The following is a 16,336-nucleotide window of genomic DNA, read 5'->3' as shown; positions in this document are numbered from 1 at the left end:
GCTCCACACACCCCTCCCGCGCCCCCCGTGTGATCAGTTCTCCCGGCACTCTCACGCCCAATGGCAGGGAGAACTGATCACACAAGGACGTCGACCAGCATTCGTCTCCGCCACGCCGGAGCTGAGACAGGGCTCTCCGACGAGATGTCCAGGCGGGGCACACGCCCATCCACAGGCGCTGGGCGGACCACATACGGCGCCGCGCGGCCGGGCCGCAGCGCCAGAAGACCTGCAGGCCCTAATCATACGTGTTAACCTGTTTGTATGAGGCGCACGGCAGAGGAAGCCGCGCAGACGCGTACGGCGTTGATGCGCGCGGCACTCATGGCCTTCGAGGAGAAGGGGTGGCGGGGGGCGACGTTCGAGCATGTCGCAGAACGAGCCGGCGTCACCCGCGGCGCACTCCACCATCACTTCCGGTCCAAGGACGCCCTGCTCGCGGACGCACTGCAGTGGGGCTGGACGGAGTACGGTGCCCGCCTCTTCGCAGAGACCGCGCACGCCCAGGACCCTGAGACCTGGCTCCGCTCGATGCTCTCCGACTACGTGACGCTGCTGCGCACGGACGACCTGTTCCGAGCACTCGCCTCCACGACGGTGCTGGTGGCACCGCTGTCCGGCAGCGACACCGCAGACAAGCATTCCGCACTGGACGACTGGCGCGAACGGATCGCCGCCGGCCTCGCGGGCGCTGATGCCTCGCTGCCAGCCATGACCGTCGCAGGTCTGGTGCTCGTGCTGCTGCAGGGGCTCACGGTGACCGCCGTGAGCCGCCCCGATGACCTTCCGCAGCCCGCTGAGCAGAGCGCCGCGATGACGGCGCTGGTGAGGGGGCTGCTCACCTAGAGAGGAAACCTCCTCATGTCCACACCCGAACCCGCAGCCGCCCGCCGCGGCACGTCCCCGCGCCGCGCCCTCATAGTGGGCTCCGCCGCCCTCTTCACCGACATGCTGGTCCACGGCCTCGCCGTCCCGGTGCTGCCGCTGCTCCCGGCCGTGGTCGAACGAGGGCCGGCCGCCACCGGCCTCCTCTTCTCCTCCTATGCGTTCGCCATGATCTGCGCGACGCTCTTCGCCGGCCGCATCGTCGACCGGCACGGCCCCAGGACACCGCTGCTGATCGGCCTGCTGGGACTGGCCCTCGCCACGCTGCTGTTCGCCACCGGCGGCCCGTACTGGCTGCTGCTCACCGCACGCCTGGCCCAGGGGGTCGCCGGCGGCATGTCCTGGGTGGCGGCGCTCTCCCTCATCGCGGCCACGACCCGCTTCGAGAAGCGCGGGCAGGCGATGGGCATCGCCCTGTCCACGCTCACCCTCGGGGTGCTCCTCGGCCCTCCTCTGGCCGGCTTCATGGTCGAGCACTTCGGCACCGCCTCACCCTTCCTGCTCGCCTCCGGCGTCGCGCTCGCCGATGGTGCGCTGAGGATCCTCCTCGTCAGAGGCACGGCGCGCGTCTCCGATGACACCGCGGGGCCCTTCGCAGTGCTGCGGGTCCCCGGCTCGGCCGCCATCGTGTGCGCCATCGTGATCGGCGCGGGAGTGCTCTCGGCCGTGGAGCCCGTGCTGCCGGTGCACCTGCGCGCCGGAGCACTCACCATCGGCCTGCTCTTCGGCCTCGCCTCGTTCGTCGCGATCATCGCCAACCCCGTCGTGGGCAGGTACGTGAGCACAGCGCCGAGGCTCCTCCTCGGGTCCGGGGTGGTCGCGGCATCGGCATCGCTGCTGCTCCTGGGCTGGGCCGGCGCACTGTGGCAGACGAGCATCGGGATGGCCCTCCTCGGGACGTCGTCGGCCCTCCTGCTCGCCCCGGCCACCACGCTCATCAGCGAGCAGGGGGCGAGGTCGGCTCCGCCCACCCTCGGCGGCTCCTTCGCCCTCTACAACCTCGCGTACGCGGGAGGCCTCGCACTGGGGCCGGTGCTCGCCGGCCTCGGGGTGCAGCAGGCGGGATTCCCCGCCGCGCTCACGGCGGGCGCGGTCTTCCTCCTCCTGCTGGGCGGCGCCTCCCTCACCCGTCTGCCCGCCCCTCGGCACTGAGGACGCTGAGGACGGCACCGGGTGCGCCGAGGCCCCCGCATCAGACGTAGGTGACGGCCGGCGGCCCGCCGCCGCGGACGGCGCGTCCGAGGAACTCCACGACGCGGTCCGCCTCCGAACCGAAGGGGTTGTCCGTGACCATGTACGTCCAGGTGGACGAGGGACGCCGCAGGCCGAGGTCGGCGAGCCCAGCGGCATCCTCGGGAGCCTCCTCGAGGATCCGGCGGACCGCCTCCTCGACCTCGGCGCGGATCCCCTGGAAGTCCCTGGCGGCGAGGGCGGTGAACTCGTCGAGCGGGTTCTGCCGCCCGAGCACGCGCAGGTGGATCCCCTCTCGCTCGGCGGCCATCCGGCCCAGGTGCTCCGTCCATGCCCGGTCCATGTGGAAGAGCACGACCTCGAGGGCGAGGCGGCGTACGCCCGGCGCGTTCCATGCCTCGCGCAGCTCCGGAGCGTCCGGCCACACCCGGTGCAGACACTCGTCCAGCGCCTCGCTCTCCGCGAGGAGGCGCTCCCGGACCTCGAGGAGGGCACGCCGGTGACGGTCGGTGGAGAGGTGGTAGCGGCGCGTGGTGCGGTGCAGCTGCAGGCGGCGGCCCTCCGCGACCCTCTGCGCGTGTGCGTAGAGAGCGGTGGACCTGGGGCTGCGCACCGCACCGTCCGGGTCCGGCGACCGAGGCGGCCGGCGGATGCGCAGCTGCTCCGTCACGACGTCGTCCTCGCGGCTGGTGAAGAACACGGACCGTCCCGGATCACCCTGCCGCCCGGCCCGCCCCCGCAGCTGCCGGTCGAGGCGCGCAGAGTCATAGCGCCCGAGCCCGAGGACCAGCAGTCCGCCCGCCTCGGCCGCACCGGGACCGAGGCGGATGTCCACCCCGCGGCCCGCCATCTGCGTGGACACGGTGACCGCCCCTTCCCGCCCGGCACCGGCGATGACCTTCGCCTCCTCCGCGTCGTTCTTCGCATTGAGCACCTGGGCGTGCACGCCGGCAGAGGCCAGGCGGCGCGCGAAGCGCTCGGACTCCGCGACGCTGCCCGTCCCGATCAGCACGGGCTGCCCCGCGGCGTGGGCGTCACGGACCGCACCGGCGGCTGCCGCATCGCGCTGAGCGGCGGTGAGGTGCAGCCGGTCCGGTTCGTCCCGGCGGATGCAGGGACGGCCGGTCGGAACGGCCCCCGTCGTGAGCCCGAGGTCGTCCTCCAGCCGTTCGGCCGCCTCCGCCGCGGTACCGCTCATGCCGGTGATCGTCCGGTACCCCCGGGCCACGGTCTCCACGAGCATCTGGTCGAGGATCTCGGCCTGTCCGGTGACCTCGAGCCCTTCCTTGCGCTCCACGGCCTCCTGCAGCCCGTCCGGCCAGCGCCGGCGTGCGGCCACCCTCCCCCGCGCATCGTCGACGAGTCGCACGCGGCCCTCGGCGACGACGTAGTCCACGTCCCGGGTGACCAGGGCATGCGCGTGCAGCGCCACATGGGCCGCTGCCAGCAGATCCACGTGCTCCGGCGCGTAGAGGTTGTCGATGCAGAGGGAGTCCTCCAGCCGCGCGATCCCCGCCGCGGTGAAGGAGGCGCTCCGGCGATCGCCGTCGACCTCGTACTCCTCGCCTTCGGCGAAACCTCCCACGAGCTCGGTCACCCTCGCGCCCTCCGGCGCCGGCTCCGCATCTCCGGCGAGGACGAGAGGGACCATCGCATCGTCGAGCAGCACCGCGTCGATCTCATCGACCACGACCGCGTCCTGCTCAGGTACGAGGGGGCTCACGCCGGGCGCGCGCTGACGGTCGCGCAGCAGGTCGAAGCCGATCTGGTGGACCGTGGCGTAGACGATGTCGCTGCGATGGGCCTCGGCACGGGCCGTCGCCTCCATCCCGTCCACCACGGCGGAGCAGCTCAGACCCAGCGCGGAGAACAGCGGCCCGCCCGCGGCGGCGTCCCTGCCGGCGAGGTAGTCGTTGGCGGAGAGCACGTGCACCCGCCGCGACGCTCCCGCGAGTCCCGCCGCGACCAGGAAGCCGACGAGCGTCTTCCCCTCCCCGTCGCCATGTCGACCACGTGTCCCCGCAGCATGCTCACCGCGGCGAGCAGCTGGCACGCGAACGGCTCCATGTCGAGCCGGCGCCGGGACATCTCGCCTGCGCACGCGAGGAAGCGCACCAGAGCCCCGTCGTTCGACAGGCCCGCCGCAAGCGCTCGTGAGGCGGACTGCGCGAGGTCCGCATCGCCGCGGCTCCGCATCGCCGCCCGCTGTGCGAGGATCTCCTCGACGAGCGGCTCGTACCGGGCCAGGTCTGCGGTGCCCGGTTCCTGCCGAAGACGACGCACCCACGAGTCCGGACGCCGCCACCAGCGCCTGTCCATCACCTCACGCTACAGGCCCCGCGTTCCGGTGCGATCAGTCCCCGGCCGGTCATCGCCGAGCGGCGGGGAGAAGCGTTCTCCCCGGGAAGACGCTCAGGCGTCACACACGCCAGCATCCGACCATGTGGTCGTCCACCATGCCCGCCGACTGCATCAGCGCGTACATCGTGGTCGGACCGACGAAGCGAAAGCCCCGCTTCCGCAGCGCCCTGCTCATCGCCGTCGACTCCGGCGTGACGGCAGGAACCTCCGCCATGTCGGCGGGGCGGGGACGCTCCGCCCCGGCTCCGGTCGGTGCGAACGACCACATCAGCGCGTCGAGCTCGCCGTCGGCCATGTCCCGCACCAGCTTCGCGTTGGAGACGGTGGCCTCGATCTTGGCGCGATTGCGGACGATGCCGGCATCCGCCATCAGCCGTTCGATGTCCCCTGCGCCGAAATCAGCCACCTGCGCCGGGTCGAAGCCGGCGAACGCCTCGCGGAACCGCGGACGCTTGCGCAGGATCGTGATCCACGACAGACCGGCCTGGAAGCCCTCCAGGGCCATCTTCTCGAACAGTGCGCGGTCCCCGTGCAGCGGGAAGCCCCATTCCTCGTCGTGATAGCGGCGATACTCCTGGTCGTCGCCCACCCACGCACAGCGGGAGAGCCCATCGGGTCCGATCACGGTCGCGTCCACGGGGGCAGAGTATCAGCCGGGTGTCCGCTCCCGGGCCCGCCGGGGCCCTCGTCAGCCCGGGAGACCGCCGTCCTCCGTCACCGCGAGGATCCTGCCCGCCGCCGTCTCCGCTCCGGGCGGCAGGGAGCGGAGACGGCTCCCGCACGCCGCCGCACGCGCACGGAGCTCGTCGTCGACGAGGATCTCCCGCACCGCCCCGCGGATCCGCTCGGGCCCCGCCGTCCTGGGCAGGCACCGCCCGAGGCCGGCCCTCTGCACCGTCCTGCCGACGAGCCGCTGGTCGGCAGTCGGGTTCACGGGCACCACCAGCAGCGGCACGCCGTGGGCGAGCGCCTTCATGGTCGAGGAATGGCCGCCGTGGCCGATCATCAGATCCACGTGCGGCAGCAGCTCTCCGTGGTCGGCCCAGCCGCGCACCTCCACGTTCGGGCCGCCTTCCAGCTCACCGCCCAGATCCACTCCGCCCGTGGTCACGGTCGCCTCGAGCGGCAGACCGGAGAGCGCGTCCACGATACGGCGGTACACCCTCAGCATGCCGGGGAAGTCGGTGGAGCTCAGCGCGACGAGCACGCGCGGCACGTCCTCGCCCTCGCCTCGTCGCGCGGTCTCCGCCGGCTCCCGCAGAGCTCCCGGAGCGGAACCGACCTCGGTGGTCCCGGTCCACGTGTACGCGGTGAGTGCGGGGGCGTTCCGGCCCGGGTCGAGCTCCGCGTCCGTGAGGAGCAGACGTTCCGCAGCGTGCCCCCAGAGAGCAGCCGGCCGGAGACCCCACGGGCGCAGGAGGTGCCCGGGCCCGCGATCGAACGACCGCACTCAGAACTCCCCGAAGGTGTGGAAGAGCACCACGACGGGAGCTCCGCCGGCGAGCGCGCCGCGGATCACCGCGGGGAGCATGCAGTCCGCGATCACCACGTCAGCGCGCCGAGCGGCGATCAGCGCCCGGACCTCGGCGGACGTCGCCCGGCTCATCGCCAGCCGCACCATCGGAGCGACTTCGCGCAGACCCTGCGGCCGCCCCACCGGCCTGATCGCCGTCGCGGCAGGGAGGGGTGGCGGCGCATGAACGGTGCGCCCCGGCTGCAGCCCTGCGATCTCCACCTCGACACCGCGACGGCTCAGCGCGTCCGCCACCGCCAGGGTGGGCGGCACGTTCCCACCCAGATCCGCAGTCAGGAAGAGCGCCTTCGTCACGGGCCCAGCCTACGACCGGAGAGGCCGTGAGGACACGTCACACCCGTTCCTCCCAGCACGGCGGGTGATGCCCGAGGGGGCCCGCCTCATGGACCCAGCGCGGACGGATGCCGTCGATGCTGCCGGGAAGAGCGACGCGCCGTCCGAGGCCCCACGCGGTCCGCGTGTCCTCGAGCACGGCCGCGGCCGTCGGCGAGGCCTCGGGCGCCGGCGGATCCGTGGGTGTCAGAGGGTCTGCGGGCGGAACCAGGCTGTAGAGCAGGTTCGCCGTGCCGATGAGCGAACCCCGCACCGACGTTCCCGCACCGGTGGTGAACCGGCGGGTCAGCGCGCGGGCCACGGTCGCGGCCAGGAGCCACCCGGTGGCATGGTCGAGCGCCTGCGCAGGCAGCGGAACCGGCTCATCGCGGCAGAGGGCCGCCGCTCCGTCGGAGGCGATTCCGCAGCTCATCTGCACGAGGCTGTCGAAGCCGCGCCGGTTCTGCCACGGCCCGTCCCAGCCGTAGGCGTTGAGCCGGGCAATGACCAGCCCCGGGCTGAGCGCTGCGAGCGCGCCGTCGTCATAGCCGAGCTTCGCCAGCGCGTCCGCGCGATAGCCCGTCACGAGCACATCGGCATCCGTGACGAGTGCCTCGAACGCTCCTCGGCCCTCAGCTGTGCCGAGGTCCACCGCCGCCGTCCGCTTGCCCACCGTGGTCTCGGGCAGGAGCGACGCGACCTCGTCGAAACCGGGCGGGTCGAGACGCAGCACGTCAGCGCCGTACGCGGCGAGGAACTTCGTGCACACCGGCCCCGCGATGACCCGGGTGAGGTCGAGGACGCGTACTCCACTGAACGGCAGAGCAGCGCGACCCTTCGGCCAGAGGGCCTCCGCGGCGCTCTCGCGTTCCTCGAACGTGAACAGCGGCGCATCACGGGTGGCCTCGCCGGCGTCCGAGGACAGCCATTCCTCGCGCGTGCGCAGGGCGGCGGCCGCGCCACCGGCCTCCACGATCCTGCCCTCGAGCTCCTCAGCGGCGCACCCGGCGACGGCGGCCCGGACTCCGTCACGGTCCTCGGCACCCAGCACAGCGCACACGGCGGCCCGGTGATGGGCGTAGTTGGTGTGCAGCCTGATCCAGCCGTCGGCGGTGCGGTAGTTGCCCGCGAGCGGACCCCACAGCGACGGCAGCGTCCAGCCGGCCGGGGCGAACAGCGCCTCAGCCCTGAACGCCGCACTCGCCTGCGTGCTCTCGACCGTGACGGGGCGCAGCGGTTCGGACCGCCGAACAGCGTGGAGGTGCGCAGCGGCCAGGGTGGCGGCAGCGACGGCACACGTCGCCAGGCCCGTCACATCGAACACGGAGGGCAGGACCACGCGCGGGCCGGACGCCTCCACAGCCTCCAGCGCCTCAGCGCCGCCGGATCCAGGCGTGCCGACGGCGTCCCACATGCGGGTCAGGAGACCCGATACCGACGCATCCATACTCGCAATGGTGAGCGCTCAGGGCGCAGGTATCAACGGCGGTGTGAATGGCGATGAGTCTCAGCCTGCGGCCGGGGCGACGGTGAGGGAGTCTCCCTCGACGGTGACCTCTGCCGGGGTCAGGCCGGATTCGGCGGGCCCTGTCAGCACCGAACCGTCCTCCACGCTGAAGATCGAGTTGTGGCAGGGGCAGGTGATGTCCGCCTCCGTGATCTGCCGGACCTGGCAGCCCTGGTGCGGGCAGACGGAGGAGTAGGCGTAGAACTCGCCCTCACGCGGCTGTGCCACCACATAGGTCTGGTCGACGATGGTCCCGGAGCCCACCTCCACCTCGGCGACGGGGACGGTGGCCGGCTGCGCGGCGGCGAACTGGTCCGCAGGCGGCTCCTGCTCCCCGCAGGCCGCCAGACCTCCGGCGGCGGCCGCGACGCCCACGGTGCCCGCTGCGCGGAAAACCGTCCGGCGGCTCGGCAGCGCCGACCGAGCGGCCTGGACGGCCTCCGCTCGGCACTCCACCGGCCCGGTGCCGTCACCCGGCTCTGCGGCCCCGGTGCGCACAGGCACTGTCCCGGCGCGCACGGGCGCGGTCCCCGGACGCGCGGTCCCCGAATGCTCCGGTGCGGCACTGCAGCCGCAGCCCGTCGCCCCGCCGTTCCCGCATCCACCGCTCATGCGTGTGTCCTCCTGCTCGATTCGTCCCTCGCACTCCGCGCTTGCTCCATGCAGAGCTCGCGGACGGATCCAGGATCCCACGCGGGCGCTGTCGGCGTTCTCAGCCGTATGCCGTGCCCCGCTTCCCGCGCAGGCGGACACCCGCATCAGCGGCAGGCGAGCTGCGGCCTCGGGCACGGAGCCCGGCCTCGGGCACGGGCCCCTCTCACTCCGCACCGCCCGAGGCCGGCCTGCGGCGGAACCGCGCCCGCACCGTGCGCACCAGCCTTGCGGAGGGGCGGCGGAACACGGAGCGGCCGCGCGGTTCTCGCCGCCGCCGGCGGCGCAGGGACCAGCCGCGCATGGGCGAGGGCACCTGCCACTGGAAGAACCACGCGACCATGCGGAAGGCGAAGACGATCGCCGCGATCACCAGTGCGGTGAGCGGGCCCAGCCAGCCCTGGCTCCAGGCTCCCACGGTGCAGGCGGCACCGAGCAGCGCGGGCAGGAGATAGATGTCGGAGCCGTTGAAGATCGCGGGAATCTCATTGGCCAGCACATCGCGGAGCACGCCGCCGCCCACTCCCGTGAGGCAGCCCAGGACCACTGCACTGGGCAGCGGAAGGCCCGCCTCCAGCGCGATCGTCGTACCGGTGACGACGAAGACGCCCAGCCCCACGGCGTCGAAGACGATGATCGGCACCCGGGCGCGGTGCGCCCTCTGCCCCAGCAGGTAGACGAGCGCTGCGGAGATCAGCGGCGGCACGAGGTAGAGGGGATCCGCGAGGGAGGCCGGGACGCGCCCGAGGATCACGTCACGCATGATGCCTCCGCCCAGGCCCACTGCGAGGCCGAGGATGAGACTGCCCATGATGTCGATGTCCTTGCGGGAGGCGAGCAGATTGCCGGAGAGGGCGAAGGCGAAGACGCCCAGCAGGTCCAGGGCGAGCATGAGCGGTTCCACGCCGCCAGCGTAGCCAAGCGCGGCACCTGCACGGACGGATCCCGCCATACCTGGACGAGACCTCGGCCACGTCGCCGCGCATACCAAATCGCGCCTCGCCGAAGCCGCGTGTCCACTGGCCTGCTCCGCAATGGAGCCGAGTTCACACCTTTTACGGGGAGAGATCTCCCAGCCGTTCGTCGTACTGTGGTTCCGGCACCCCGCCGCCACCGTCGCGCAGACGCCGGCGGCGGTCGCCGCGCAGCAGCCGCGACGCACCCGTCGCCCGTCTCACTCCCACAGGAGAGGTACGCATGTTCACCCAGTCCGCCAAGCTCGCCAACGTCCTCTACGACATCCGGGGTCCGGTGCTGGAGGAGGCCGAGCGCATGGAGGCGGCGGGCACGCGCATCCTCAAGCTCAACATCGGCAACCCCGCGCCGTTCGGGTTCGAGGCGCCCGACTCCATCCTCGTGGACATGATCAAGCACCTCCCGCAGGCACAGGGCTACAGCGAGTCCCGCGGCATCCTCTCCGCCCGCCGCGCCGTGGTGCAGTACTACGAGACCAAGGGCATCCGCACGCTGGATGCGGATGACGTCTACCTGGGCAACGGCGTCAGCGAACTCATCACGCTGGCGATGCAAGCGCTCTGCGACCCCGGCGACGAGATCCTGGTGCCCACTCCGGACTACCCTCTCTGGACCGCCTCGATCGCGCTGGCCGGCGGCACCCCGGTGCACTACCGCTGCGCGGAGGAGGACGGCTGGAACCCGGACCTCGAGGACATCGCCGCGAAGATCACCCCCCGCACCAAGGGGATCGTGGTCATCAACCCCAACAACCCCACCGGCGCGGTCTATTCGAAGGAGCTGCTCGAGGGCATCGTGGCGCTCGCCGAGCAGCACGGCCTCGCCGTCTTCGCGGACGAGATCTACGAGAAGATCACCTACGGCGACGCCCAGATGATCAACATGGCCACGCTCACCGGCGATGACGTCCTCTGCCTCACCTTCTCCGGCCTGTCCAAGGCCTACCGGATCGCGGGCTACCGCTCCGGCTGGCTCGCGATCACCGGGCCCAAGCACCGCGCGTCGAGCTACATCGAGGGCATCAAGCTGCTCGCGAACATGCGCATGTGCGCGAACGTTCCCGCCCAGCACGCCATCCAGGCCGCGCTCGGCGGGCACCAGTCCATCGAGGACCTGGTGCTTCCGCAGGGCAGGCTCGGCGCGCAGATGGACCTCTCGGCGCGGAAGCTGAACGAGATCGACGGCGTGGAGGTCACTCCGGCCAAGGGCGCCCTCTACCTGTTCGCGAAGCTGGACACGGAGCGGTTCGGCATCGTCGACGACGAGCGGTTCGCCCTCGACCTGCTGCGCGAGCAGCGGATCCTCGTCTCCCACGGCTCCGCCTTCAACTGGAACCGGCCCGACCACTTCCGCCTCGTCACCCTGCCGGGCGTCGAGGTCCTCGACGAGGCCCTCAACCGCCTGGCGGAGTTCCTCGACGGATACCGGCAGCATGCGGAGCGGCCGCTGGCCGTGGCGGCAGGCTGAGCGACCCGGGCGCCCACCGGCGGATGCGGCGGTGGGCGGGTGCTCACGCCCCGCGCCGGGGTGCGCGGCGCGTCTCCGCGCACCCCGGCGCCGGGCACTCCCTCCGGACTGCAGGACGAGCCGCCCAGGCCCACCCCCTGGAACCTCTTCAGACTCGCCCCGGACGCCCTTCCCGCATGAACTCCATGAGGAGTTCGGCCGTCGTCTCCGGCGCCTCCGCAGGGACGAGATGAGCTGTGCGGGGCACTTCGCAGTACCGCCCTCGAGGAACCCCGTCCGCGAGGGCCCGGAGCCCTGCCGGTGGAGTGGGGCTGTCCTCGGCGCCCGCAACGGCGAGGAGCGGAACCCGCACATGCTGCAGCCTCTCGCGGACGTCGAAGGCGGCGAGCCCCCGGCACACCGCCGCGTAGGAAAAGCGATCGGCCTCGAGAAGCGTGCGGATGAGCTCGGCCTCGGCCGCCGGCCTGCGGTCGGCGAACCCAGGAGCGAACCACCGCTGCCTGGAACCGGCCACCTGTGTGGCGGTCCCCTCGCGCTCGACGAGGGCGGCACGCTCTTCCCACGCCTGCGCCTCACCGATCTTCGCTCCCGAACAGAAGACCGCCGCTCGCTCGACGGTCTCCGGATGGTCGAGCGCAAGTCGGAGGGCGATCGCCCCGCCCACCGAGTCGCCCGCGACCGTCAGCGCCCTCGCCTCTTCCGGAAGGACCGCGCGGACCGTCGTCAGCACGGCCTCCGCCATCTCCTCGATCGTGAGCACAGTGCCCGCGCGGGGCGCGACGGGAGGCGAAGAACCGTGCCCCGGCAGATCGACCGCCAGCACGGTCACCGCAGCGGGGAGGAGCTCCGCGACCGGTTTCCAGAGGGCGGCCGCCGCAGTGCCCAGCGACGGGAGGAGTACGAGCACGCCGGCGTCGGGCTCCGAGCGCGAGCGCGCGAGGTCCGCGGACAGATCCGCTCCGGACGGCCGAGCGCCTCCGGCTCCGAGGGTCGTGACGGCGAGTGAAGACATGGAGGGCGACCTTTCTCACTGCAGATGCCCTGAGCGATCTCGGCTCACGAGCGGGACTGGCGTTGTGTACGACCGGGCTCAGCCGAAGAAGTCGGACTTCGTCGCGTTGGGGTGCTGCGCCAGCGGCGTGACCTTCACTGACATGTACGGGAACATCGGAAACCCGGAGAGCACGTCGTGCAGCTGCTCCGCAGACTCCACGTCGAACATCGAGTAGTTGGCGTACTCACCCACGATCCGCCAGATCCCTCTCATCACCCCTGTTCTCTGCTGCTCGGCCGAATATTCCTTCTCCCGCTTCTGGTACTCGGCTCGAGCTGCGCGGTCCATACTTTCCGGGAAGGTCACATCCATGCGTGCGAGGAAGAGCATCGTCATCCTTTCAATCGGTTCTCGACGAGAGATGCCCTCGCCGTTCAGAGCGGTTCAGCAGGTGGGGGCGCTGCCCCGTGTCCCCGCATTCACAGGGACACCCCGAAGACGAGCGGCACGAGGGTGTAGAGGGCGGCCATGACCAAGGCCAGTGAGACGACATTGAGCCAGACGCCGGCACGAACCATCTGCCGGATCGTGATCTCCCCCGAGCCGAATGCCACCGCGTTCGAGGGCGTCGCCACCGGCAGCATGTAGGCCGAACAGACCGCCAGCGTCACCGTGATCGTCATGAAGAGCGGATCGATGCCCATGCCCACTGCGATCGAGCCGAAGATGGGCAGGAACGCCGCAGCGGTCGCCGTGTTGGAGGTGAGTTCGGTGAGCAGCAGGCTCACGACGGCCACTGCGACGATGATGAGCCACGAGGGCACCGCGGTGAGACCCGCCACCTGATCGCCCACCCACTGGCTGAAGCCGGTGGCGGTGAACATCGCCGAGAGGGAGAGACCCCCGCCGAAGAGGAGCAGCAGACCCCAGGGGATCTCCTTCGCCGCAGACCAGCTCAGCAGCGGGGCACCACTGGGATCCTCCCTCCGGCGCGTGCCCGGCACGACGAAGCACGCGATCGCCGCAGCCATGGCGACCTGAGCGTCGTCGATGGTGCCGAGGAAGGGCAGATGCTCCACCGTCCACGGGAGGTCGGCGAGGAAGGGCACGACGATCCAGAAGAGGATCGCAACGGCGAAGATCCATGCCACGCGCTTCTCCGGCGCCGTCATGCGGCCCAACGCGGCGAGTTCACGGCGGATGAGCGCGAGCCCGCCGGGAAGCCGATCCGCCTCAGGGCGGAAGACGATCTTCGCGAGGACCAGCCAGGCGATGCCGAGCATCACCACCGCCCACGGGACTCCCACGAGCATCCACTGGCCGAATGAGATGTCGATGTCCTGCGATTCGGCGAGATAGCCCTTCATGAGTGCCATGGGAGGCTGACCGATCAGCGTCGCCGTCGACCCGATCGTCACTCCGTAGGCCACGCCGAGCAGCATCGACGCGGCGAACTTGGTGCCGGCCGCGGACTCGTCGATGGAGCGGACGAGGTTGAGGATCGACACGGCGATCGGCACCATGATCACCGCCGTCGCCGTGTTGGACACCCACGCGGAGATGAATGCCGAGGCGATCATGAGTCCCAGCACGATCTGGGACGGCCGGGTGCCCACGAGGCGGATCGTCAGCAGGGCGATGCGCAGATGGAGCCGCGACTTCTCGGTCGCGAGCCCCAGGACGACCCCGCCCATCACCAGGAAGACGACGGAATTCGCGTAGGGCGACGCGACCTCCTCGATGCTCGCCATCCCGAACAGCGGGAAGAGGACGAGAGGCAGCAGGGAGGTGACCGGGATGGGGACCGCTTCCGTCACCCACCAGATCGCCATCCACAGGGCGCAGCCGGCGACCGCCCGCCCCTCGAACGCGAGGCTGTCCGGCAGCACGAGGGCCAGCAGAAGCCCCGCGACCGGGCCGAGAGCGAACACCCACCAATTCCTGCGCGCGTCTGGGTCCCCGGAGCCCCCGGCATCCGAGGGCTCGCTCCCGACGGCAGGTGTTTCCTGCCCGAGAGCCGAATCCGGCTTCTCGTTCGCTTGCTCCGGGCGTGCCGTTTCGGCCATTCTTTTCTCCTTCGAAAACGCGGCAATGACACTGGCGCGCGGTCCTGGCCGCCTAATCCCTCACATTCCCCGCAGCCTGATCGCCAGGCGTACAGGTGCATTTGGCGGCGCTGCACTCACAGTAGATTCCACCTACCCAGATGCAGAAGTACGAGTTTGCTCGCCATTCAGACGTACATCCTCTGAATCCGGGGAGAATCGGTCTTTCCCTTGTGGCAGCGGCGAACCGTACGCTGTTGCCGACGCACGAGCCGAGGACGGGGAGGGGACATGGAACTGAGGCATCTGCGCTACTTCCTCGCCGTCGCGGAGGAGAAGCACTTCGGACGGGCCGCGGAGCTCCTCCGCATGGCACAGCCCCCTCTGTCTCAGCAGATCAGACAGCTCGAGGCGGAGCTCAGCACCCAGCTGTTCGAACGCACCACCCGCCGTGTCGACCTCACACCTGCGGGTGAACTCCTCATGGAGCGGGCGAGACAGATCCTCAGCGACGTCGACTCCGCCAAGGCCGACGTCGCCGAGGTCGGGCGAGGCGCAGCAGGAGTCCTCCACGTGGGCTTCGCGGGCACAGCCACCTATCGCCTCATGCCTGAGATCGTGCGCATGGCGCGGCACGAACTGCCCGAGGTGCGCCTCCACGTGGTCGGCGAGATGCTCACCCCGGAGATGGAGGAGGGCCTTCTCGCCAATCGCCTCGACGCGGCCGTCCTCCGGCCGCCGGTCTCCTCGCCGGAGCTGCACCTGGACGAGATCGAGCAGACGCCGCTGGCTGTTGCACTGCCCCTCGAACACCCGCTGGCCCGAGACGCGGGGCCCGTCGGAGCTGCCGAACTGGCAGGGGAGGACCTGGTGAGCTATCCGCGCGGATCCGCGGTCGCGTCGGTTGCCGCAGAGGTGACCCGGCAGGCAGGCTTCCGGCCGCACATCGTACAGGAGGCGACCGAGACCTCGACGCTCATCGCCCTCGTCGCGGCGGGCCTGGGACTGTGCATCCTGCCCGATTCGTCGTCCCTGCCGATGAACGCCGCCATCGCCATACGCAGGCTCGCGCCCACCGTGGGCATCGGCCTCGCCACCGCCTGGCGCGCAGACAGCACCTCGCCATTGGTCGAGTCCTTCACCCATCTTGCACGGCGCGCCGCCGCCCGGATCGCAGAGGCACGCGCCTCTTCAGAGGGCCGGGACACGCATCACTGAACAGGCGAGTCCCGCGCCTGCCCCACCGCACACCACATCCGACACCGTGGAGACGAACGTGAAGATCACCGCCCTCGAGGCCATTCCCTACACGATCCCGTACACCCGCCCCCTGCGGTTCGCCTCCGGTGAGGTGCACACCGCAGATCACGTGCTGCTGCGGCTGCACACCGACGAGGGGATCGTGGGCGTCGCAGATGCGCCTCCCCGTCCCTACACCTATGGAGAGACCCAGGCCTCGATCGTTTCGATCGTCAACGAGGTCTTCAGCCCGCAGCTCGTGGGGATGGACCCCTTCGACAGGGAGAAAGCCCACGCCGCCATGCACCGGACCGTGCACAATCAGGTGGCCAAGGGCGCTGTCGACATCGCCCTGTGGGACATCGCGGGAAAGGCGCTCGGCGTGCCCGTCCACAAGCTGCTCGGCGGGTGGAGCGAATCGATGAGCGTGGCTCACATGCTGGGCTTCAAGCCCGCCGAGGAGCTGCTGGAGGAGGCGCTCCGGTTCGGCGAGGAACACGGCATCACGACGTTCAAGCTCAAGGTGGGCCGCAGACCTCTGTCCCTCGACGTCGAGGCCTGTCGGATCCTCCGCGAAGGCCTGGGCGAGGATGCCGAGATATACCTCGACGCCAATCGCGGATGGAGCGCCAACGAAGCACTCGAAGTGCTCAGACGCACGGAGGGCCTGGGCATCAGCCTGCTGGAGGAACCGTGCGACGCGAAGGAGACCATGGGGCGGAGGCGGCTGGTCAGCAGATCGCCCATCCCCGTCGTGGGCGACGAGTCCACACCGACCCCGGGCGACGTCTCCCGGGAACTGCTCTCCGGCGGCTGCACAGCGGTGTGCATCAAGACCGCCCGCTCAGGGTTCACCGAGGCCGCAGAGATCCTCGGGCTCTGCACAGGTCTGGGCGTGGACGTCACCATGGGCAACCAGATCGACACGCAGGTGGGGTCACTCGCGACGGTGGCTTTCGGCGCAGCCCATCGCGCCACGTCAGCACGCGCAGGCGAACTCTCCAACTTCCTCGACATGTCGGATGATCTGCTCGCGGAGCCGCTGCGCATCGAGGGCGGACGAATCCGCACGCGCGCGACGCCGGGTGTGGGGGCCGAGATCGACGAATCGAAGCTCGCTCACTACCGGCAGGCCTGAGACCGACGGGGAGTGCGCCCGGCCTGCCACCCCGCAT

The 16,336-nt window shown here is 70.8% G+C and carries 15 protein-coding genes and 1 pseudogene; 5 read left to right on the top strand and 11 right to left on the bottom strand.

Going from position 1 to position 16,336, the window contains the following annotated elements:
- Window positions 1-264 precede the first annotated feature (264 nt).
- Window positions 265-846, top strand: coding sequence for a TetR/AcrR family transcriptional regulator (locus Q0A33_RS16500; protein WP_291799480.1), 582 nt, complete (start codon window positions 265-267; stop codon window positions 844-846).
- Window positions 847-861: 15 nt separating this feature from the next.
- Window positions 862-2,037 carry an MFS transporter gene (locus Q0A33_RS16495; protein WP_291799477.1) on the top strand — a complete coding sequence of 392 codons (1,176 nt, stop codon included), beginning with the start codon at window positions 862-864 and terminating at the stop codon, window positions 2,035-2,037.
- Window positions 2,038-2,077: 40 nt separating this feature from the next.
- On the opposite strand, the gene Q0A33_RS16645 is transcribed toward Q0A33_RS16495, so the two are convergent.
- The 8 genes and pseudogenes from Q0A33_RS16645 to Q0A33_RS16460 form a co-directional block, all read right to left on the bottom strand.
- Window positions 2,078-2,503: a hypothetical protein gene (locus Q0A33_RS16645; protein ID WP_363316642.1), complete on the bottom strand. Its 426-nt coding sequence runs from the start codon at window positions 2,501-2,503 to the stop codon at window positions 2,078-2,080.
- 252 nt (window positions 2,504-2,755) lie between these two features.
- Window positions 2,756-4,395: pseudogene (locus tag Q0A33_RS16640) on the bottom strand (accessory Sec system translocase SecA2); the annotation flags it as partial.
- A 100-nt stretch (window positions 4,396-4,495) separates the two neighbouring features.
- The gene (locus Q0A33_RS16485; RefSeq protein ID WP_291799471.1) at window positions 4,496-5,074 is read right to left on the bottom strand and encodes a DNA-3-methyladenine glycosylase I; all 579 of its coding nucleotides are present in this window, start codon (window positions 5,072-5,074) and stop codon (window positions 4,496-4,498) included.
- 51 nt (window positions 5,075-5,125) lie between these two features.
- On the bottom strand, window positions 5,126-5,887 hold the full coding sequence (locus tag Q0A33_RS16480) for a nucleotide disphospho-sugar-binding domain-containing protein (RefSeq protein ID WP_291799466.1): 762 nt from the start codon (window positions 5,885-5,887) through the stop codon (window positions 5,126-5,128).
- Window positions 5,888-6,265 (bottom strand): glycosyltransferase, encoded by a 378-nt coding sequence (locus Q0A33_RS16475; protein WP_291799464.1) that lies wholly within the window; start codon window positions 6,263-6,265, stop codon window positions 5,888-5,890.
- A gap of 37 nt (window positions 6,266-6,302) precedes the next feature.
- Window positions 6,303-7,730, bottom strand: a complete 1,428-nt coding sequence (locus tag Q0A33_RS16470) for a CoA transferase (protein WP_291799462.1) — start codon at window positions 7,728-7,730, stop codon at window positions 6,303-6,305.
- Between the two features lie 60 nt (window positions 7,731-7,790).
- The gene (locus Q0A33_RS16465; RefSeq protein ID WP_291799459.1) at window positions 7,791-8,309 is read right to left on the bottom strand and encodes a Rieske (2Fe-2S) protein; all 519 of its coding nucleotides are present in this window, start codon (window positions 8,307-8,309) and stop codon (window positions 7,791-7,793) included.
- A 298-nt stretch (window positions 8,310-8,607) separates the two neighbouring features.
- Window positions 8,608-9,345, bottom strand: coding sequence for a TRIC cation channel family protein (locus Q0A33_RS16460; RefSeq protein WP_291799456.1), 738 nt, complete (start codon window positions 9,343-9,345; stop codon window positions 8,608-8,610).
- A 293-nt stretch (window positions 9,346-9,638) separates the two neighbouring features.
- Here Q0A33_RS16460 and Q0A33_RS16455 point away from each other — a divergent pair, with 293 nt between their 5' ends.
- The gene (locus Q0A33_RS16455) at window positions 9,639-10,883 is read left to right on the top strand and encodes a pyridoxal phosphate-dependent aminotransferase (RefSeq protein WP_291799452.1); all 1,245 of its coding nucleotides are present in this window, start codon (window positions 9,639-9,641) and stop codon (window positions 10,881-10,883) included.
- 148 nt (window positions 10,884-11,031) lie between these two features.
- Here the strand turns inward: Q0A33_RS16455 and Q0A33_RS16450 are convergent, their stop codons facing one another.
- From Q0A33_RS16450 to Q0A33_RS16440, 3 genes are all read right to left on the bottom strand, one after another.
- On the bottom strand, window positions 11,032-11,895 hold the full coding sequence (locus Q0A33_RS16450) for an alpha/beta hydrolase (RefSeq protein WP_291799449.1): 864 nt from the start codon (window positions 11,893-11,895) through the stop codon (window positions 11,032-11,034).
- A gap of 78 nt (window positions 11,896-11,973) precedes the next feature.
- Complete coding sequence (gene catC, locus Q0A33_RS16445; RefSeq protein WP_291799446.1) at window positions 11,974-12,267, bottom strand: muconolactone Delta-isomerase; 294 nt, start codon at window positions 12,265-12,267, stop codon at window positions 11,974-11,976.
- An 89-nt stretch (window positions 12,268-12,356) separates the two neighbouring features.
- Window positions 12,357-13,808 carry a DASS family sodium-coupled anion symporter gene (locus Q0A33_RS16440; RefSeq protein ID WP_291799445.1) on the bottom strand — a complete coding sequence of 484 codons (1,452 nt, stop codon included), beginning with the start codon at window positions 13,806-13,808 and terminating at the stop codon, window positions 12,357-12,359.
- 405 nt (window positions 13,809-14,213) lie between these two features.
- Here Q0A33_RS16440 and Q0A33_RS16435 point away from each other — a divergent pair, with 405 nt between their 5' ends.
- Window positions 14,214-15,140 carry a LysR substrate-binding domain-containing protein gene (locus Q0A33_RS16435; RefSeq protein ID WP_291799443.1) on the top strand — a complete coding sequence of 309 codons (927 nt, stop codon included), beginning with the start codon at window positions 14,214-14,216 and terminating at the stop codon, window positions 15,138-15,140.
- A gap of 58 nt (window positions 15,141-15,198) precedes the next feature.
- The gene (locus Q0A33_RS16430) at window positions 15,199-16,299 is read left to right on the top strand and encodes an enolase C-terminal domain-like protein (RefSeq protein WP_291799440.1); all 1,101 of its coding nucleotides are present in this window, start codon (window positions 15,199-15,201) and stop codon (window positions 16,297-16,299) included.
- Window positions 16,300-16,336 lie beyond the last annotated feature (37 nt).

The organism is Brevibacterium sp. (assembly GCF_022712115.1).
GTDB classification, from domain to species: domain Bacteria; phylum Actinomycetota; class Actinomycetes; order Actinomycetales; family Brevibacteriaceae; genus Brevibacterium; species Brevibacterium salitolerans.
The sequence above is the reverse complement of the archived record's forward strand: the minus strand, read 5'-3'. Positions and strand labels throughout refer to the sequence as shown.